Origin of the sequence: Neomicrococcus lactis (genome assembly GCF_014200305.1) — a bacterium.
GTDB lineage: Bacteria > Actinomycetota > Actinomycetes > Actinomycetales > Micrococcaceae > Neomicrococcus > Neomicrococcus lactis.
The window spans coordinates 1,790,072-1,809,564 of record NZ_JACHBL010000001.1; the positions used below are offsets into that span (position 1 = coordinate 1,790,072).

Consider the following 19,493-nt stretch of genomic DNA (forward strand, 5'->3'; position numbering starts at 1 on the left):
GGCAGACTAATGGTGCTCCAAAGAGAAAGGGCCAGATGACTTCGCTATTCCAGTACGACGACGCCGCTCGGCAAGCGCTCTCACAATCGTTGAGCTGGCGGGCGGCTTCCGCGCGGGCCACGTTGGCGGCACGCTCCGTCACGACGGTCTTCGGCCACCGTTTGTTCGGGTGGGTGCCCGGAACGCATTTGGGCATGCCCTACGTGCCTCCCAACACGGCGCCTGTGGATCAGACTGGATTGTGGCACTACTGGTGGCAAGCCCACTACGTCGACTGCCTGGTGGACGCCGGCTGGCGCGAGTACATCACGCGACAGCACGTCACGGGTGCTTCGTTGCCGAGTGCTGGAAAGCTCGGTGCGCGCACCATCATGACCGTGGGCATGCGCAACGGCTTCAAGTTCACGAATGAGTATTTTGACGACATGGCGTGGATGGCACTCGCCTCGCAGCGCTCGGCAGAACTCGCGGCTCAAGCCAAGAAGAACGAGAAGCGAGAACGCCGCGTAGCGCGGTACCTGCGTCCAGTCCTGCATTCCGCGCAGACTGACGACCTCGGCGGCGGACTGTTTTGGCATAAAGTTCGAGACTTCAAAAACACCGCCGCTACTGGCCCGGCGGCCCTGTACTTCGCGCGCACGGGAGAACCTGAGCGCGCCGCGCCGCTGTTGGATTGGCTCATGGCGCATCTGAAGAGCCCAGAAACGGGCTTGCTCATGGACGGCCTGCGGATCGTCAACGGGAAGAGGGAGCTAGTCCCCCACATCTTTTCCTACAACCAGGGCCCGGTTCTCGGCATCATGTTGCAGCTGGGACGGGCCCAGGATCTGGAGAACGCGGCGGAGCTGGTTCATAACATCGCACGCCACCTCACGCTCGAGGACGGCGTCACGCTCAAGGCGCATGGGCACGGTGATGGCGGCCTGTTCACGGGCATCCTGTGCCGGTACTTGGGTCTCGTGGCGCGCGATCAGCGCATCGACGAATCAGCACGCGTTACGGCCGAAGCGCTCATTCGCGCGACCGCCCGCAACCTGTGGGAACTTCGCCACGAGACGATGTGGAAGAAGCACCACGTCATGATCTTCCCGGGCGAGACCTCGCTGGATGTCACCCCCGTGGGTGAGCATCCGTGGGAGCTCGCCCAGCAGCTTCAAGCGTGGATGATTTTCGAGGCGCAGGCTCGTCTCGAACTCGCCTAGCTAACCGCCAGAGGCGACCACTGAAGAACTAAAGAATGCCCGTCTCGGGTTCGCTGCGGCGTCGTATTTTAGTGAAGAGCCAATAGAAACCGAAAGCCAGCGCGGCCAACAGGACCAGCACCAGAATTGGCAAGAAAATGGCGGCAGCGGCAAGGCCTACGGCCGCGCCATCCTCGACGGCACTGACCACAGGAGCTGCAGTGCCGACGGTAGCTGTGTTCAGGACGGGCCTAGTGCCCATTTTGAACAGGTGCACCGCGAGGGCAATGACGACGCCGATGACCACCGGGATCCATTGATCCGAGGCGAAGAACGTACCCGGGTCAGAGACGGTCACGGTCTCAGAACCAACGCCGGACGCGAAGACCACGCCACCAGCGGCCGGACGGACCACGGTTTGGAGGACGTCGTTGATGGAGTCCACCACGGGAATCTTGTCCGCGACAACTTCCACCACCAGCAGCACGCCAAGGATCCACAGCATCCAGTCGTTGGATAGCCAAGACCACGCGGGTGGCAGGTTGACGAAGTTGGTGAAGCGGTCCAGCAGGCCCAACGCGAGCATAGGAATGTACGCGTTGAGGCCTGCTGCGGAGCTCAGGCCAGTGGCAGTCAGAAATTCCATCACGGAATTATCATGACACTATTTATCCGATTGCGGACCTAACGAGCCTCAGAAACCTCAGAAACCGCGGTCTGGTAGCTCGGTTCGCGGCGCTTGAACCAGCCAATCACTGCGGTGGTGACGGGTACGAAGATGAACTCGATGGCCGTCTTGTAGACGAAGCCCACCACCACGTAGTTGATGAAAGTGGGGACGTCAGCGATGCCCAGCACCGGTGCGGCGATCGAGCAGAAGATCACCGTGTCAGCGAATTCACCCACGCCAGTGGAGCTCATGAGTCGGGCCACGAGGCCCTTTTCGCCGAAGCGTTCCTTCATGCGCACCAAGACGAATGAGTTCAGGGTCTGACCGACCACGAAGCCTGCGAGGGACGCGGCAACGATCTGCCAGACCGGTCCCAGGGTGCGCTCGAGGGCTGCTTGGCCGTCGTACCACTCGGCCGGCGGCAAGATGATCATGATGAAGAAGCACAAGATCGCGAACGCGGCGAGCGCGAACGTGGTGATGATGGCGCGGCGGGCCACCTTGAAGCCGTAGACCTCAGAAATGACGTCGCCCAGAATGTAGGCGAGCGGGAACAGGAAGAAGCCACCGTCGGTCACGATGGGGCCGAACGTCACGCCCTTCGAACCGCCGATGTTAGAAAGAATGACCACTACGGCCATGAGGGCCAAGATGGTGGAGAAGTATGGGCTGCCAGCGGAGGCAAAAGCTGCGCGGCGGATGGTGCGGGAGGTGCTCTCAGAAGATGCGGAGGGCACGGAAGAGGTACCGGTATTCATGATGTTCCTATCGAAAGTGGTTCGCCAGGCAGCGCTTTCTCGCACAAAACGTTCCACGGTTTCAAAGGGAGAAAGTGTCAATAACTGCCCGCTGTATTAGCACTTGACCGTCAATTTTCTCACGTAGTCACGGGTTCGCCGAACCACTCCTCTGAACCGGAATAGAATAGGGACCATGACTTTTGCCGCATCCCCTTCTGCATCTGTGCCCGCAACCACCCTGTCACCAGCAGTGACGTTGACGATCGCTGGATCAGAAGCGACGGGCGGCGCTGGCGCGCAGGCTGACCTCAAGACCTTCCAGGAACTCGGCACCTACGGCATCGTTGCCCTGACATGCATCGTCTCCTTCAACCCGAAGGACAACTGGAACCACCGCTTCGTGCCAGTCGAGGCTCAGGTCATCGCTGATCAGCTCGAAGCCATCCAGTCTTGCTACGCGGGCGATCTCAAGACCGTCAAGCTTGGCATGATGGGCTCCCCTGTCACGATCGAGACCGTGGCCGCCGCGCTCGAGGCGCAGGAATGGGACAACATCGTGTTGGATCCCGTGTTGATCTGCAAGGGCCAGGAGCCAGGCCACGCTTTGGACACTGACCAGGCGCTCAAGACGAAGCTCCTCCCGAAGGCCACTTTCGTCACGCCGAACCACTTCGAGGCCGAACAGCTTTCCGGCATCACCATCAACAACGTTGAAGACTTGAAGGCCGCAGCAAAGGCCATCCACGAGGTCAGCGGCGCAGCCGTCTTGGCCAAGGGTGGCGTGCGCCTTGAAGGCGACGACGCCGTGGACGTGTTCTACGACGGCGAAACCCTCGAGGTCCTGAGCGCTCCTAAGGTCGGCGAGCACGCTGTTTCCGGCGCCGGCTGCACCTTGGCTGCCGCTGTGACCGCTGAACTCGCCAAGGGCGCCACTCCGCTCGAGGCCGCGCGCACCGCGAAGCAGATGGTCACCGAGGGCATCAAGAACCGCAAGGAGTCCCACGCGCCGTTCGACGCGCTGTGGCAGGGCGGCGCTCGCGCTTAAGCCTTTCTGGGGCGCAGCACGTCATAGTTATTCCCTTTAGCTACGTCGATAGTTAGTCTTCAAGTATCCGTGTAATTTCCGGTACTTCCTGAGTACGACGACGTAGCTAAAGCAGGATTCTTGACTTCCGTTCCGCTCCCCTCCACTCCGGCGAACGCCGACTCCCACCCACGTTCACGTGCAGCCTGGGTGGTTGTGGTGTTCACGGGTGTGGTGGCGGCGATGCACATTTGGAAGCTGCCTGCCGCGCTCCCCATCATTCAGCAGCAGTTGGGCATCTCGTTGGTGGATGCCGGCCTCCTCTTGGGGACGGTCCAGATGTCCGGCATGCTCGGCGGCCTCCTAGTCTCCTTGTTTGCCGAGATGATCGGGCTACGCTGCAGCGTACTCATCGGCTTGTTGCTGCTCATAGTTGGCAGCATGCTCAGCATTTTTGCCCCCAACTACGTGTGGCTCCTCGTGGCGCGCTTCGTTGAAGGCGCCGGCTTCTTGGCGGCTACCATCGTGGCACCCGCTTTGATTCGTCGCGTCTCGCCGCTCGGGGCTATCAACACAGCTATTGGCTTCTGGGCCAGTTTTCAGGGTCAAGCCACGTTCTTGGCACTTGTCGGAAGCACCATCGCCCTCCAGTTCATGCCATGGCAAGGCTGGTACTGGATCATGCTCGCCATCACGCTGGTCCCGATCGTCTTGGTACTCAAGGTTGTCCCGCGGGACCCGAGCGCTGAGCGGGAAGCGAGCGGCGTCGTCGTACCGGCGGTGAAAAAAATTGGGGTTACCGCGCGCTCGTGGAAACCGTGGATCGCGGGTCTGGTGTTCATGTGTTACACCGTGCAATGGATTGCCATTATTGGTTTTTTGCCCACCATTTATCAGCAAGTCGGCATCTCGGGATGGCTTTCCGGTGTCCTGACGGCGGTGGCTGGTGGCGCGAATGCGGTGGGAGCCGTCATCTCCGGCGGGCTCTTTCAGCGCGGCTTTTCCGTCCTGCAACTCGTGATTCCCACGTTTGTGGTCATGGGGCTCATGGCCTTTCTGACGTTCGCCGTTTCCTGGACCAGCGTTCCCGGCGGCTTCTTCTGGCAGTTCTTGTGCGTGGTGCTTTTCTCAGCGATGGGTTCGCTCATCCCGGCGTCCCTGACGCGCTTGTCCGTGGAACTGACGCCACCGGACGGATCGCCTCCGGCCGTCATGGGACTCATGCAGCAGATCTATACCGTGGGATCCGTGTTTGGGCCTGCGATCGCAGCCTGGCTGGTGGTGACGACGGGCGGCTGGAACTCCACGTGGTGGATGAACGCCTTCTTTAGCGCGCTGGGAATCATACTGGCGCTGTTCCTGAGCGCCAAGCGCCTACAGCTGGATCTTCGCTAACGGTTCACATACATGTTTCCGCTTGTTAACAGGACAGGGAATTCTCGTCACATTCTCCACATAGTGTGAATTATTGATGCGCCCGCATACCCCTTTCTGATTGGAACAATTAGTCTCTACAAAAGAGTGCTTTACCCGCCAGAAAATCTTCGGATTTTGTCCTTCAATCTAGGAGCACCTCGATGGAACCGAGCTTAGGAACTGACGCTGCTTACTCGACGGCCGCACCGGAAGTCGAGAAACGTCCGCTACGCAATATGTCGGAAGTGCGGCACTTTTTCCGCACGAACTCCACGCCGATCTTCTTCGTAGGTGCTACGCCGTTCAACCTGCTGGGCCTTGACCGCTGGGTGCGTAACTTCTCCTACATTTGCTACTACGACGCTTGGGATGGCGCTCACCCGCGCATGTTCATGCCCAAGCGCAAGCCGTTTGAAGAGTTCGAGTCCGGCGAGGCCATCAACAACTGGCTCCTCAAGTCCCCCGAAGTACGTCAGTACATTCGCCGCAACACGCCTCGTGGCGAGCGTCCAAAGATTGCTTTGGTGTTCTTCAACGAGCAGACCGAGCAGATCTGTAGGGACCTCGGCTACGACCTGATCCTGCCTGCCGCTTCGCTGCGCGAGCACTTGGACTCCAAGATCGTCACCACGAAGCTTGGCAACCAGGCCGGTGCACCGTCGGTTCCAAACATCCTCACGAAGCTCGCGAGCTACAAGACGCTCATGAGCCGTGCTGAGAAGGCCGGACTGGGCAAGGAACTTGTGGTCCAGACGCCATATGGCGACTCCGGCAAGACCACGTTCTTCATCTCGTCCGAAGAGGACTGGAAGAAGCACGAGAAGGAAATCGTCGGCCAGGACATCAAGGTCATGAAGCGCATCAACAACCGTCCGGTTGCTGTGGAAGCTGTCTTGACCTCTTCCGGCACTGTGGTGGGTCCGTTCATGACGGAACTTGCCGGTTACCCAGAGCTCACGCCGTACCGCGGCGGCTGGTGTGGCAACGAGATGTTCCCCACTGTTCTTGAGGGTGAGCAGCGTCGCAAGGCCTCCGAGCTGGTTCGCCGCTTGGGCGACCGTCTCGGCAAGGAAGGCTACCGCGGCTTCTTCGAGGTGGACTTGCTCATCGATACGGACTCGGACGAGGTCTACCTCGGCGAGCTAAACCCGCGTATTTCCGGCGCTTCCGCCATTACCAACGTGACCGCCGGCGCTTACGCCGACGTCCCGTTGTTCTTGTTCCACCTCTTGGAATTCCTCGATGTTGAGATCGATTTGGACGTCGACGAGATCAACGAGCGCTGGGAACATTTGGCTTCTGCAGACCTCTGGAGCCAGATGATCATCAAGGAAACTGACCCGATTGTTGAACAGCTTCTCGCCGCGCCGCGTACTGGCCAGTACTATTTCGACGATAATGGAGTCCTGGTGTTCCGACGCGCTGCGTTGGACTGGCACCAGCTACAAAACGAAAACGAAGCGTTCTTCCTCCGCGTGTACGGTCCAGGTGACTACCGCTGGAAGGGCGCGGACTTGGGAATCCTCGTGACCAAGGGCCGTCTGCAAGTGACGGGCAAGAACGGGAAAACGGCACTGACCATTCGTGCTCAGGACTTCATCTCTGCGATGCGGTCTGAGTTCGCCGGCGTGCCATTGGGGATTCCTGAGAACCCAAAAGAAATGACCTCGGAGATAGTGTGAATCAACTGCCAGTAGTGCCTAGTGCGTCGTCGTCAAAGTTCGGCATGGTCCCGAACTTGCAGCACAACGGCATCCCTCAAGGTATGGACCTTGAGAACTGGCAGCAAGATCCATACCTGCACTGGACGTTCAGCCACGTCGCGGACTTCTTGCCTACGGCCAAGATTTCCCGCGGCGATGGCCCCGTCGCAGAGCTCCCCGAGAACTTCACTGACTTCACGTCCGTCGTCGTAGACTCCCCCGAGTACGGTGCGCCGACGAGCGTTGGCCAGATCATGGATGACACGTTCACCGATGGTTGGGCCGTCATGGTCGATGGCGAATTGCTCACGGAAAACTACTTCGGGAAAGCGGACGCCAACATGTCCCACATCCTGATGTCCGTGTCCAAGTCGCTCGTCGGCGTGGTGGTGGGCGCTCTCGTCAACCAGGGCAAGCTTGATCTGTCCAAGACCATTGAGCATTACATTCCTGAGCTCAAGGGTTGCGGTTACGAGGGTGCGACCATTCGCCACATCCTCGACATGCGCTCTGGCATCCAGTTCTCAGAAGAGTACTTGGATCCTCAGGCCGAGGTACGTCTCCTCGAGCAGGTCATTGGCTGGGCACCTCGCCGCGACCACTCCCTGCCGAAGACGATGTACGGCTTCCTCGCGAGCCTCAAGAAGGACGGCGAGCACGGTGGTCCGTTCCGGTACCGCTCGTGTGAAACCGACGCCTTGGGCTGGCTCTGTGAGGTGGTCTCCGGCAAGAAGATGCCACAGCTGATGTCTGAGCTTCTTTGGAGCCGCATTGGCGCCGAGAACGATGCCACTATTGGCATCGACAAAGAAGGCACCGGCATGTTCGATGGCGGCATCAACGCTTCTTTGCGTGACATGATCCGATTCGGCTCGCTGTTCCTTGAGCACGGTAAGTCGTTGACGGGCGAGCAGGTTGTGTCCGCGGGCTGGGTGGCTGACACCTTCGCCGGCGGCTCCACCTCCCGCAAGTCTTTCAAGCAGAGCCCGGATGACAACCGCATGCCGGGCGGCATGTACCGCAATCAGTGCTGGTTCCCTTACGAGGGCAACGAAGTCATGTTGTGCTTGGGCATCCACGGCCAGATGATCTACATCAACCGTCGCGCGAACATGGTGGCAGCTAAGCTTTCGAGCTGGCCGCTCCCCCAGAACGCGCGCATGTTGTTCCCGACCATCCAGGCCTTCGATGCCATCGCAGAAGCTGTGGGCGACTCCGATTCCATTCCGGAGCTTCCACTGGACTTCGCACCGCTGGACCAGTACACCACCAGCATGCCGGTCATCGTTCCTGATGCCCAGGTCCCAGCAACACCAGTCACGCCGGTCGCTCCTGTCGTTCCCGTAACGCCAGCTGCTCCCGTAACTCCAGCAGTCCCCGCGGCTCCTCAGATCCCCGCCGAGACGATCGCCTCTCAGGGCACCGTCGTAGCGGTGGACCCGGATTCCGGGGCAACCACGGTTGATTGGGGCGAAGGTCCGACGACGTACGGTGGCGCTACACAGTAACGGCACCGCACGGTGGGGTTACCTCAGCGACGCTGGGTAACCCCACCGACGGGCAACATCACGTACGTAGCAGCATCAACGCAGCAACATCACCAACGCTGCGGTCGAGGAAGCACCGAGTGGCTGACATGTTCGGCGGCCGCTTGGAGCATCTCGATCGCGGCGTTGATGCGTTCTTCAGGGGTTTCGACACCAAACTCTGAGGCAACGCGCTGCAAATGCGGCGAAATAACGCTGGCCGGCGTTCCGGTCTTTAGACCCATCACGGGTCCGAGCGCCTGACGGCACAACCGTTCCACCTCGGTCTTTCGCAGCTGGTTCGCGAGCCCCAGTTCCTGGACGCGCTCGGCCAATTGGGATTCAACGTCCCATGCAGAGTCTGGAATATGCGAAACGGCGCTGCGATCGAGCGCTTCGGCGACGAGGCGATCGGTGGTGGTCTCCGCTGCGACCTCGACGTCGTCGGCCACAAATTCCTCAGACATGTCCACGGTGATGGGCTGGAAGCGCGCTTCGTCGTCTCCGCTGAGGACGTGGTCCACGGCTGCGAGCGCGGCCGCGCTCTGGATGCGCTGGCGCACCGTAGAGGTCACCTTGGCACGAGCTTCACCACGAACGCGCGTTGCTTCGTCGTTGAACGCTGGGTAGGTGCGGTGTCCCACGGAGAGCACGGCGTCGCCAGCAAGGTAGGCGAACAAGGCTTCTTTCATGGCCCGAACTTCGTTGTTGTCCTCTGCCGTCACCGCTGGCGCTTGGCTCTGGCCTACACGCAAGGACAGCAGGGCTGGCGCTACGTGAGACAAGTTGAATCCGCCGGCGCCTGCAGCGCCGAACGGGCGGATAGCTGCTTCAACGAGCGGGACAGCCGCGGACCACTGGCCGCGATCAAACCACTGAAGCTGTGCTGCGCGGCGCTCGGTCAGCCACTCGAGGAATCCGACCGGCACCCACTGCGGAGCCTTGGTGGAGCGGGCATTGAGCCCAAAAAAGCGCTGGAAGTCTGCGGACTCAACGCCCGAAGGAGTTCCCGCGTGCCAACCGAAGACCACCACGCGAGAAGGGGCCAGCGCCACCAGACCGGTGGTTCCGTAGCCATCTGGCGTGCGAGCCGTCAGTCCAAAGCGCGTGAACGTGAAGCGACGCTCATCAAACGGCACTTCCTGCTCAGCCTCAGTGATAGCCGCCTGAGCCCACGCGATGATGACCTGACGAACCATGTTCAGCACGCCTTCATCGGAAGAACTCACGAACGGCTGCAAACGCTTGACGTCCCATACCCGCACCAGTGCCGGACCTTCCGAAGGCTGCAAGAGGCGAGCTACGGCGTCGTAATTAAGAACCGAAGCGTCCCCTGCGGTCCCCAGGGGCGCGGCGCTCGTCAAGTGAGCGTAGACGCGGCGAATGTTCGCGATGCCCGCCTGGACGGCGGCCGCGGACGGGTCTTTCGCCGTGACGTAGGTGGCGAGGGTGCGGAAGTGGGATTCGAGGTTGGCATCGCTCGCGATGACATTCGGCGCAAGGAAAGCGTTCATGCTGGACTTCGCGACGGCGAGCGGGTCGCCTTCAGGCTGCTCTTCCGGGTGCGCTTGGTCGATGAGCGACTGGATGAACTCGACAGTCTGCTGATCGCTCGCGAACGGCACGGCGGCGGAGAGGAACTTGTCCTTCCACGGCTCGTGCGTGTCTACGGGGCTCAACGCAACGCCCGTGCGCGACTGGGCCAGAGGCGCACGCTCGGCCTCCATACGGCGACCAGAGGTCTGCCATGTGGAACCGTTGAACCAGGTCACGGTGCTGGGATCAGCGACGCGGTTGTCTGCAGCCTCGTTGGAGAGACGCAGCCATTCCGGTGCCTCAGGCCCGTTGTGGCCGCCTTCGCGGTGCCACGAGAGGTTGTAAGCGGTATCCGCACGCTCGTCCCACAGCGCGCCTGCAAGCGCGTAGCGTGGCTGGCCTTTGGAGGTGTAACCGAAATCGTCGAGGTTGGCATCGCCTGACTCGCCGGAACGCGCTTGAGCGTACAGGCCCGTTGACGTGAGGTCCGCGGCGGGTGGCAGGAAGTCTCCCCCGGCAACGTCAGCGAAAAACCGAGCGTGCGTGGCGGCAATTCCCCACCGCAATACGAAAGCGCTCAGCGAGTGGTCAAGCGAATGTGCATTCTTCAACGAGTACCTCCGAGATACCAATTCTTACCCCTTCGACAGTATCCGTTCTGGCGCTCAGAATCGGTGATCCCCGCGGGGCTGTGTCTTACGCGAGGCATCAAGATGGTGAGCGTGGTGCCAGTCTAGGCCGCAACTATGTGTGGCCACCGTCAAACCAAACCCAAACAAAAAGGCTGGCCGCCTCGAGATCGAAGCGACCAGCCATTGAGTCATGTCACGGTGTGACGATGAAATGCGTGGAGCGTTTAGGCTTCCGCGTTTGCGCGCTGGCGAACCCAGAGCAGAACCGTGCCAGCTGCGACCAACAAGAGGCCGCCACCCACGAAGATGCCGGTGGTGGCACCCGTGTTGGCAAGATCGTCGTCGCCGCTCGAGTTGCCCACGCCGCCGCCGGAAGTGGTGGAAGCTTCCTGCGAGGTTGGGACAGCCGAGCCCGATGGAGCCGTAGTCTCGGTTGGAACCGTGGTTTCGGTTGGAGCTGACGTCTCAGTTGGAGCTGCCGTCTCAGACGGGTCAGCGGTTCCGGATGGATCTGCAGAAGCGGACGGGTCAGCGGAACCAGATGGTGCGGCAGTTTCCGTTGGAGCGGCAGTTTCCGTTGGAGCGGCGGTTTCCGTTGGAGCGGCCGTCTCAGTTGGAGCAGCCGTCTCGGTTGGATCCGTGGTTGCCTCAACTGGAATCGCGCGGCCCAAAGGAGCCGGGGTCACAACTGGGTGTGCTTCGAAGTAGTCAACCGTTGCCTTGAGGTCCACAACGCCCGTGTCAGAGCGGTTGGTGCCTGCAGCGAACGGGGTGAATCCGTCGCCACCGCCAGCAACGAAGGAGTTCGTGACGATGCGGAAGACGTCAGAGTCCTTGATCTCAACGCCCTTGTAGAACATCTTCTCGATGTGGTTGAGGCGCTCTGCGTCCTCAACGTACTCGTAGGTGAAGCCCTCAGAAATGCCCAAGTGGAGCTTCGGACGGGAAGAACCTTCTGGCTGCCACTGCAGTTCCAAGATCTCGCGGATCTGAGCGCCGGTGAGGTCCATGGTGTAGAGCGAGTTAGCGAACGGCTGGACGTCGGCAACAGCCTTGTAGGTGACCGTTCCATCCGTGCCGTAGAGCACGTCAGCACGCAAGCCGCCTGGGTTCATGAAGGAAATCTGGGCTGGCTCACCGCCGAACGTCGACTGCTGGGTGGCCCACAAGTACCAGTCGGCTACCGAGTTTCCGGCGGTCGATTCAACACCGCGGTCGTTGCCCGCAGGGGTTCCGCCGCGCAAGATGTCAGCGGAAACCTTGCCGACTACCTCGGCGCCGAGTACGTTAGCTTCCTGCTCGGCAGCGGCAACGATGGATGCCACTGCAGCGTTGGATGCTGCGCGGTTGGTGTCAAGGATCGTGGAGGTCGCGGAGACAACCTTCTTCGTGGTGGTGTCCACCTCGATCAACGTTTGACCCAACTTCTGGGAGTACTCACCCTGCTGGATGACCGGACGGGTTCCACCGCCTGGAGCCGCGATTTCACAGCTGTAGGTCTTGTGCGTGTGGCCCGAAACGATGAGGTCAACGTTCGCGGAAGCGTTACGGATCAAGTCTCCGTATGCGCCAGCCTGCTTCTCAATGAAGGAGCAGTCGGCGGACTCAGAGCCGTCATGAGCAAGGAGGACAACAACGTCGGCTTCGCCGTTTGCGGCGTCGCCATCAGAAAGCTGCGCGGAGACGCGGTTTGCCGCGGTCAACATGCTGCCGAATTCAATGCCGGAGATGCCGGTGGGGGAAACCATGGTGGCGGTGGTCGGGGTGACCACACCGATGATGCCTACCTTGACGCCATCAACCTCGCGGATCGTGTACTCGCGAAGAGCTGGAGTGGAGGTGCCCTTCTTGTAGACGTTGGCGCCGAGAGCAAAGTCAGCGCCCGACTTGCCGGAAGCGGCCGCGTACTCGGTGACTACGCGATCCGTGAGGTCAGCGAAGCCGCGGTCAAACTCGTGGTTACCCACTGCAGAAGCATCCAGTCCGCCCACACCCAAAGCTTCGATAGTGGGGGAATCTTCCTGAATGTTGGACGTAAAGGTGGAGCCGCTGATGCTGTCGCCAGCAGAAAGCAGCAACGTGTTGGGGTTCTCGGCCCGCAAAGCGTCAGCAGTGCCGATCATGGCAGAAGCGCCAGCTTCCGAAGACGTCTGAGAGATGCGTCCGTGGAAGTCATTGAAGGAGAGGATCTGAAGAGTGGTGGTTGCGGACGATGCCGATGCCGATGCCGAAACAGATTCAGAGGCTGGTGCGGTAGCTGCGAAGGCTGGTGCGCTAGCTACCGTGCCGCCCAGCAAAGTCGCCGTGGCTGCAACAGCTGCTGCGCGGCCCCACGACTTCCGCGAGGAAGAGTGATGAGACATGGAAGTGCTCCCTTAAGGTGGAGAGGTGACCTCTACTGGATATCCGGTGAAAGTGTCTGAAAGGTGAACTTCACAATACCGATTGTTTACCTTCAAGTAACCTTCGCCACAGTTTTTTACGTCGCACCAACCCCTTGCCCTCTTCACGGAAAGGGCGTTTGATGAAGGAAGCACGGCATTATTTGACGCCGCGATCAACAGATAGAAGGTTTGTCGCCATGAGCACAGAACCCACCCCAACTCCCGAGGATCCCACCACCGCGCCGGCACTCGATGAAGCGGCCGCCGCAGCGCGAATCGCCCAGGACAAGCACGATCATGACGATGCTCGCGTAGACGAAATGGAAGACGAGTCCTTCCCAGCTTCTGACCCGCCGTCGATCCTGTAATCAGGGATTACATACCGAGTACGACGACGCCGCTCATTTCACCGGCGCCGCTTCCGTTGCGCTCTGCTCACTTGCTGCGCCCTGCTCACTAGCTGCGCTCTGATTGACCGCTACGCCGTGATCGATGACGCAGGCGTCGCGACCTATCGCGCGAGACAAGCGATGGCGATTTCTGGCGACGACTTGGTAGACGCCTTCGGCAACGATTGATAACGGGAAGATTCCGAGGAGCTGACCAATAAGCCGCGCCGTGAGTAGTGGCGACGTTTGAAGCGCGTGGGAGATGGCTCGCGCACCCCAAGAGACGGCGCCATTAGTTCCCACAAATGCCACGGTCTGGCTGAGTAGCGCCTCAGTGACTCCTTCGGGGAGCAGCGCCAGCGACTGCCATTTCTCGACGACGAGTCGATTCTTCGTGAGCTTGATAAGCAGCTCCCCCGAGGCTTGACAAAAGCCACAATCACCGTCAATCAGCATGCGTGGCGCTTCATTCATAACTCGATGCTACTCAAGCGTCACGACACATTCCGTCAATTAGCGAAGTAAAATATTGCGTAATTGTTGTTTAACTGGCAACCATGCCGCATGATGTAACGCAGTTAGGTATGCCTCACTAACCAAGGCGCACGTTACGCAAAGGATTACTCGTGAAAATCGCACGCTCCGTCGCTCTATCCGCGGCAGTTCTTGTTCTTGGCCTCACCACGGCCTGCTCCGGCGGCACGGCCACTCCGGCAGGAAGCACCGCTGCTTCCTCAGCCGCAGGCTCTTCATCCGCCGCTGCTGGCGACAACAAGATTGTTTTGTACTCCGGCCGTAACGAAAAGCTCGTTCAGCCGCTGATTGACCAGTTCGAATCCAAGACGGGCATCGACGTTGAGGTCCGCTATGGCAACACGTCCCAGATGGCTGCGCAGATTCTTGAAGAAGGCGATAAGTCCCCTGCCGACCTCTTCTTGGCACAGGACGCAGGCGCTTTGGGCGCTGTTTCCAGCAAGGGTCTTTTCAAGGACCTCGACAGCAAGACCCTCGACTTGGTACCAGAAAAGTACCGCGACGCTGAGAACCAGTGGGTTGGCGTCACGGGCCGTACTCGTGTGTTGGCCTACAACCCAGACATGATCAAGGAAGCCGATCTTCCCAAGACGGTCGAAGAGCTCAACGATCCGAAGTACAAGGGCAAGGTGGGCGTCGCTCCAACCAACGCATCCTTCCAGTCCTTCATCACGGCCATGCGCGTGCTCCAGGGTGACGCCGCCGCCGAGAAGTACTTGAGCGACCTCGCAGCCAACTCGCCGGAGATCCGTGAAGGCAACGGCGAAATCGTCAAGGACATCGACGCCGGCAAGATCCCGTTCGGATTGGTGAACCACTATTACGTGTATGAGATCGCCGGCGAAAAGGGCGTCGAGTACACGGACATGAAGGTGAAGAACTACATCTTCCCTGAAGGAAACATCGGCGCACTCGTCAACGTTTCCGGCGCTGGCATCATGAAAACCACCAAGGATGACGAGGCGCAGCAGCTCCTCGACTACTTCTTGAGCATGGACGGCCAGAAGTATTTCGCGGAAAAGACTTTTGAATATCCGCTAATCGACGGCGCTCCAACGCCTGCTGGCATGCCAAAGCTGGAGGACATTAAGACTCCAGACGTGGATTTGAATAAACTTGAAGATCTAGAGACCACCATCAGCATGATCACTTCAGCAGGACTGGCGTAACTATCACAGCACCAAGTAACGAGGACGAGCGGCGGGACCTTGATGTTCCCGCCGCTCGTTCGCGTACTCAGACCGGTCAGCCCGCCATCGATGCGGGCGCGGTAAAACAGTTCCGGAGTAAGCATCCGGACGCTCCGTGGGTGAGGCGCCATCCGGTTCTTGCCACCTTGGCGTACGTCGCGGTGATCGTGGCTCTCATCCCGCTGGGCTACTTGCTGGTGCGCACCGCCGAGTACCCTCTCGCAGATCTTTTTGACGAGCTGTTGACGCCTCGCGTCGGCAAGCTGATTTCCACGTCTCTCATGCTGACGGGCATCGTCACCGTTGCGTGTTTGGCGCTCGGCGTCTTCCTCGCAGTGCTCGTGATGCGTTCTCGCGTGTGGGGGCGCAAAGCACTCGGTGTTGCGGCGGCCCTTCCGCTCGCGATCCCCAGCTACGTTGCAGCGTTTGGCTGGAAATCCCTTACTGACCTCGTGACCACAGGCCAGACTTTTCAAGGTTTTTGGGCGGCCGTCCTGGTCATGACCCTCGTGACCTACCCTTACGTTTATCTTCCGGTCTGCGCGGCGCTTCGAGACATCGATCCCAGCACGGAAGAAGCCGGACGCTCCCTTGGAGATTCACGGTGGCGCGTCTTCCGCCGCATCACGCTCCCTCAGGCCGCACCAGCTATTGCCTCGGGTGGATTGCTCGCAGCACTCTATACGTTGAGCGATTTCGGCGCCGTCTCCATCTTGCGCGTCGACACCTTCACGCGTGCCATCTTCACGAGCTTCAACGTGGGCTTTGACCGCCTCGGCGCCATCTCGCTCTCCACCACGCTTCTGTTGCTGACTGCGCTCATCTTCATTGTGGAAGGCCGCTTCCGCAAGACCTCCACGCGCTACGCGCGACTGGGCCCCGGCGCTCGCCGCCGGCACGGCATCATGCGCTTGAAGAAGTGGACGCCGTTCTTCAGCATCCTCGGTTGGCTTATCCCACTCGTCGCGGTGGGCGGTATCTTGATTGCCCTTGTGGCCTGGAGCCTGCAGGGCGTTTCACGTCCCGGCGGCATGGAAGAGCTCGGTTCTGCGTTCCTTGGCTCGGCCCTTGCAGCCGCGCTCGCATCCCTTGCCACCACCGTCCTCGCAGTGCCACTCGGCCTGTACATCGCGGGAAGCCGCTCCAAGGTAGCCCGCGCGCTTGAGCGCTTGGTGTACTTGGCTCACTCGCTTCCAGGCGTCGTGATCGGCCTATCCGTGGTCTATCTGGGCATCACCGTCATCACCGGCCTCTATCAAACGATGTGGCTTTTGGTCCTCGCCTACGCGGCGCTCTTCTTACCACTCGCACTCGGTCCCATCGTGAGCAGCGCCGGCATGATTTCGGAGAGCGTCAACGAGTCCGCGCATTCGCTCGGCTCCGCTCCCCTGCAGGTTTTCCGCCGCGTCACGCTGCCTCTCGCCCTTCCCGGCATTGCCTCGGGAGCCCTCACTGTTTTGCTCACGGCCGTGAAAGAACTGCCAGCCACGTTGATGCTGCGGCCCACCGGTTTCGAAACTCTAGCGACGCGCTTGTGGACCCACACCGGCGTCAACGCCTACGCGGCCGCAGCTCCTTTCGCGGCCCTCTTGGTGATCCTCGCAATCGTCCCAACCTGGCTGCTTGTCACCCGAGTCTTGCGTGAAGACGGAGGCGAGCGGCGGCGTCGTACTGAAAAAATCGCAGCCCCCGACGATTCCGCAAGCCTTGGACTCAATCCATCCGACCTCACTGAAGCGAAGAAGCAATGACCACAGAACCGTTGATGACCATTTCGGGGGTCCATAAGTCCTTTGGCTCGACCCGGATTCTGCACGGAATTGATCTGGAGCTTCCGCGCGGTTCACGCACATCGATTGTGGGTCCGTCTGGCTCCGGCAAGACCACGCTCTTGCGCATTATTGCGGGCTTCGCGGCGGCCACGGACGGACGGATTGTCATGAATGGTCGCACCCTCGTGGAAGGCCGCACGTCGGTGCCGCCACACTTGCGCAACATTGGTTTTGTGGCGCAGGATGGCGCGCTATTTCCGCATTTGAGCGTGGGCGAGAACATTGGCTACGCGTTCGACAAGCGCACCATGAACCGCAGCGCTCGCGAGCGTCGCATCGCGGAACTGCTCGAGAAGGTTCACCTCGACCCGCAGCTGGCCAAGCGCGCTCCAGCCGAACTGTCCGGCGGCCAGCAGCAGCGCGTGGCGCTTGCCCGTGCGCTCAGCCGCAACCCTGATCTCATGCTCTTAGACGAGCCGTTTTCCGCGCTCGATGCTGGCCTGCGCAAGGACACCCGCAAGGCTGTGGGTGACACGCTCGCCGAGGCCGGAATCACCACGCTCTTGGTCACGCACGATCAAGCCGAAGCGCTGTCTTTCTCCGATCAGCTGGCCGTCATGCGCGCCGGAAAACTCGCGCAAGTTGGCGAGCCGATGCACGTGTATTCTCGGCCCGCAGACCTTGAAACTGCGCGCTTCCTTGGCGACGCCGTGATCCTTGATGCCTCGGTCCAGGGCTCGCTCGCAACGTGCGTACTCGGCCAGATTCCCGTCCGCTTGCCGGGCCGGTTGGATCCCAGCCACGTCGTGCGCCGCGGCGCCACGAGCGCAGATTCCAGTACGACGACGGCAGCTCGCGTCATGCCGATCATGTTGCGTCCCGAACAGCTCCGGTTGGCCGAAGACGGGCCGATCACCGGCACCGTGGTCGAAACCGACTTCTTTGGCGCCGAAGTGGATGTGACCATTCGCTTGGATCCCACGCCCGAATATCCGTCACCCGTCACGCTCAAGATTCGCCACTGGAACGTGCAGACAGCACTCCCGGAAAGCCGCGTGCGCTTGCGCGTCGTGGGAACCGCCGTGGCCTACCCCGAAGGTTAACTAGCCGCGCTGTTTTTGAGCCCTCAAGAACTCATAGACTTCGGTCTGATCCACGCCCGGGAATGCTCCCGTCGGCATGGCAGCAAGAAGGTGGGCATTCGCGCGCGTTGCCGGCCAAGCTTGACCCGCCCAGTCGCGCGCTAGGTCGCGCGGTGGCTGACGGCAGCACGAGGGGTCCGGGCAGCGGGACTGCGAGCGCTCTTTCGTGTCACGCCCGCGGAACCACTTCACGTGTTCAAACGGCACGCCCACGCTCAGGGAATACAGGCCCGACGAGTGGCCTTCGACGCGAGCCGTGCACCAGTACGTTCCAACCTTGGTATCTGTGAACTGGTTGTAGGAACGGAAGCGGTCCGCCACGTCAAAGACCACGCGGGACGTCCAGTAACGGCACACGGTTTGGCCTTCGATGGCGCCCGTATGGTCCGCCGGGAAGTTCACGCCGTCATTCTCATAGACCTTGTGGATGATGCCGGATTCGTGGACCTTCTGGAAGTGGGTGGTGATCCCGAAGTGCTCCGTTGCGAGGTTCGTGAACCGGTGGGCAGCGGATTCGTAGGACACCGCGAAGGCGTCCCGGAGGTCATCGATGGAGATTTCCTTCTCTGACTTCGCCTCCTTAATGAGGCCCACTGCAGCCGTCTCCGGCATCAAGAGTGCTGCCGCGAAGTAGTTCGTGTAGACGCGCTGGCGTAAAAAGTCGGAGTAGTCCTTGGGAGTTTGATGTCCCAGGACGTAGTGGCCCAGAGCCTGAAGCACCACGGAGCGGTGGTCGTGTTCAGCATTGCGGGACTGGGTGAGGAAGATGGTCTGGTTCTTCAGGTCTGTGACTGACCGCGTGGAATGCGGCAGGTTCGGAACGAACTTGAGTGCAAAGCCGAAGTGCCCGGCAATGTCGGCCACGTGGTTGGTGGAAAGTGGGCCTGTGCCAGCGCCCACGGCATCTAGGACTTTGCGCGCTTCCGCTTCAATGGCCGGGTAGTAGTTGTTGCACGAGCGCATCTCTTTGCGCAGTTCAACATTCGCGCGGCGGGCTTCTTCGGGCGTGGCTGCCTGCTCTTCAAGACGGCGTTCGAGTTCTCGCTGCAGTCCCACCAAAGCTTCCAAGACATCCATCGAGGTACGCGGTGAGATCTTGACGCTCGGCAATCCCAGCGACGAATAGAGCGGCCCGCGCTGGTACTTCTCAAGTTCAATTTCGAGCTCCGCGCGACGGTTCGCCGGCGCCGTGGACAGCAAGTCATCCATGGTGGTTCCGAGCGCGCTCGCGATTTTGGAAAGTACCGAAATTTTCGGTTCACGGCGCCCATTCTCGATGAGCGAGAGCTGCGAAGGCACCGTTCCCACGCGCTCACTCAGCTCTTCGAGCGTCAACGAAGCGGCCTTTCGGAGGTGGCGAATACGGCGTCCCAGAGCGAACGCATCAAGCGATTCGTCAACGTTGGCGCCGGAATTTCGTCCCCCGCCGGTGGACAGATCCCAGCTGCCGGGAGGCTGTGAACCGGGGGCTGCGCCGTCGTACGAAATTTCTGAAGCCATGCCCCAAAGATACGAATAATCACAAAGTGACGCAAGATGCATTTCTTGCCAAAGTGCGAAATTCTGCATTTCTTTTCTCGAAAAAGTCTCACGGAGGAGCGAAAAGGCGGTCAATGATTGATTCACGGAAGAAAAACCGAGACACACCCCGAAC

At 60.4% G+C, this 19,493-nt stretch carries 15 protein-coding genes; 9 read left to right on the plus strand and 6 right to left on the minus strand.

What is annotated here, in order from left to right; translation table 11 throughout:
• Window positions 1-35: 35 nt before the first annotated feature.
• On the plus strand, window positions 36-1,202 hold the full coding sequence (locus BKA12_RS08075; RefSeq protein ID WP_183642342.1) for a glycoside hydrolase family 76 protein: 1,167 nt from the start codon (window positions 36-38) through the stop codon (window positions 1,200-1,202).
• Window positions 1,203-1,230: 28 nt separating this feature from the next.
• Here the strand turns inward: BKA12_RS08075 and BKA12_RS08080 are convergent, their stop codons facing one another.
• Window positions 1,231-1,827, minus strand: coding sequence for a DUF4126 domain-containing protein (locus tag BKA12_RS08080; RefSeq protein WP_221228068.1), 597 nt, complete (start codon window positions 1,825-1,827; stop codon window positions 1,231-1,233).
• A gap of 38 nt (window positions 1,828-1,865) precedes the next feature.
• Window positions 1,866-2,609 (minus strand): queuosine precursor transporter, encoded by a 744-nt coding sequence (locus BKA12_RS08085; protein ID WP_183642347.1) that lies wholly within the window; start codon window positions 2,607-2,609, stop codon window positions 1,866-1,868.
• A gap of 175 nt (window positions 2,610-2,784) precedes the next feature.
• Between BKA12_RS08085 and thiD the strand changes: the two genes are divergently transcribed.
• The 4 genes from thiD (at window position 2,785) to BKA12_RS08105 (ending at window position 8,242) form a co-directional block, all read left to right on the plus strand.
• Entirely contained in the window at window positions 2,785-3,636 is an 852-nt protein-coding gene (gene thiD, locus BKA12_RS08090; protein WP_183642350.1) for a bifunctional hydroxymethylpyrimidine kinase/phosphomethylpyrimidine kinase, read from the plus strand.
• Window positions 3,637-3,756: 120 nt separating this feature from the next.
• The gene (locus BKA12_RS08095; RefSeq protein ID WP_246361636.1) at window positions 3,757-5,010 is read left to right on the plus strand and encodes an MFS transporter; all 1,254 of its coding nucleotides are present in this window, start codon (window positions 3,757-3,759) and stop codon (window positions 5,008-5,010) included.
• A gap of 182 nt (window positions 5,011-5,192) precedes the next feature.
• Entirely contained in the window at window positions 5,193-6,713 is a 1,521-nt protein-coding gene (locus BKA12_RS08100; protein ID WP_183642353.1) for a biotin carboxylase, read from the plus strand.
• Window positions 6,710-8,242: a serine hydrolase domain-containing protein gene (locus tag BKA12_RS08105; protein ID WP_338087472.1), complete on the plus strand. Its 1,533-nt coding sequence runs from the start codon at window positions 6,710-6,712 to the stop codon at window positions 8,240-8,242. Before BKA12_RS08100 ends, BKA12_RS08105 begins: the two co-directional genes overlap by 4 nt.
• An 89-nt stretch (window positions 8,243-8,331) precedes the next feature.
• Here the strand turns inward: BKA12_RS08105 and BKA12_RS08110 are convergent, their stop codons facing one another.
• Both BKA12_RS08110 and BKA12_RS08115 read right to left on the minus strand, forming a co-directional pair.
• A complete protein-coding gene (locus tag BKA12_RS08110) occupies window positions 8,332-10,407 on the minus strand; it encodes a hypothetical protein (RefSeq protein ID WP_183642356.1) in 2,076 nt (691 codons plus the stop codon).
• A gap of 245 nt (window positions 10,408-10,652) precedes the next feature.
• Entirely contained in the window at window positions 10,653-12,791 is a 2,139-nt protein-coding gene (locus BKA12_RS08115) for a 5'-nucleotidase C-terminal domain-containing protein (RefSeq protein ID WP_183642359.1), read from the minus strand.
• Window positions 12,792-13,009: 218 nt separating this feature from the next.
• Here BKA12_RS08115 and BKA12_RS08120 point away from each other — a divergent pair, with 218 nt between their 5' ends.
• A complete protein-coding gene (locus BKA12_RS08120) occupies window positions 13,010-13,180 on the plus strand; it encodes a hypothetical protein (RefSeq protein ID WP_183642361.1) in 171 nt (56 codons plus the stop codon).
• Window positions 13,181-13,213: 33 nt separating this feature from the next.
• Here the strand turns inward: BKA12_RS08120 and BKA12_RS08125 are convergent, their stop codons facing one another.
• Window positions 13,214-13,675: a thiol-disulfide oxidoreductase DCC family protein gene (locus BKA12_RS08125; protein WP_183642364.1), complete on the minus strand. Its 462-nt coding sequence runs from the start codon at window positions 13,673-13,675 to the stop codon at window positions 13,214-13,216.
• A gap of 152 nt (window positions 13,676-13,827) precedes the next feature.
• On the opposite strand from BKA12_RS08125, the gene BKA12_RS08130 reads away from it, so the two are divergent.
• From BKA12_RS08130 to BKA12_RS08140, 3 genes are all read left to right on the plus strand, one after another.
• Entirely contained in the window at window positions 13,828-14,904 is a 1,077-nt protein-coding gene (locus BKA12_RS08130) for an extracellular solute-binding protein (RefSeq protein ID WP_183642367.1), read from the plus strand.
• A gap of 140 nt (window positions 14,905-15,044) precedes the next feature.
• Entirely contained in the window at window positions 15,045-16,676 is a 1,632-nt protein-coding gene (locus tag BKA12_RS08135; RefSeq protein ID WP_221228069.1) for an ABC transporter permease subunit, read from the plus strand.
• The gene (locus BKA12_RS08140) at window positions 16,673-17,800 is read left to right on the plus strand and encodes an ABC transporter ATP-binding protein (protein ID WP_183642369.1); all 1,128 of its coding nucleotides are present in this window, start codon (window positions 16,673-16,675) and stop codon (window positions 17,798-17,800) included. The genes BKA12_RS08135 and BKA12_RS08140 overlap by 4 nt, the downstream gene beginning before the upstream one ends.
• Here the strand turns inward: BKA12_RS08140 and BKA12_RS08145 are convergent, their stop codons facing one another.
• Complete coding sequence (locus tag BKA12_RS08145; RefSeq protein WP_183642373.1) at window positions 17,801-19,339, minus strand: helix-turn-helix domain-containing protein; 1,539 nt, start codon at window positions 19,337-19,339, stop codon at window positions 17,801-17,803.
• Window positions 19,340-19,493: the final 154 nt, after the last annotated feature.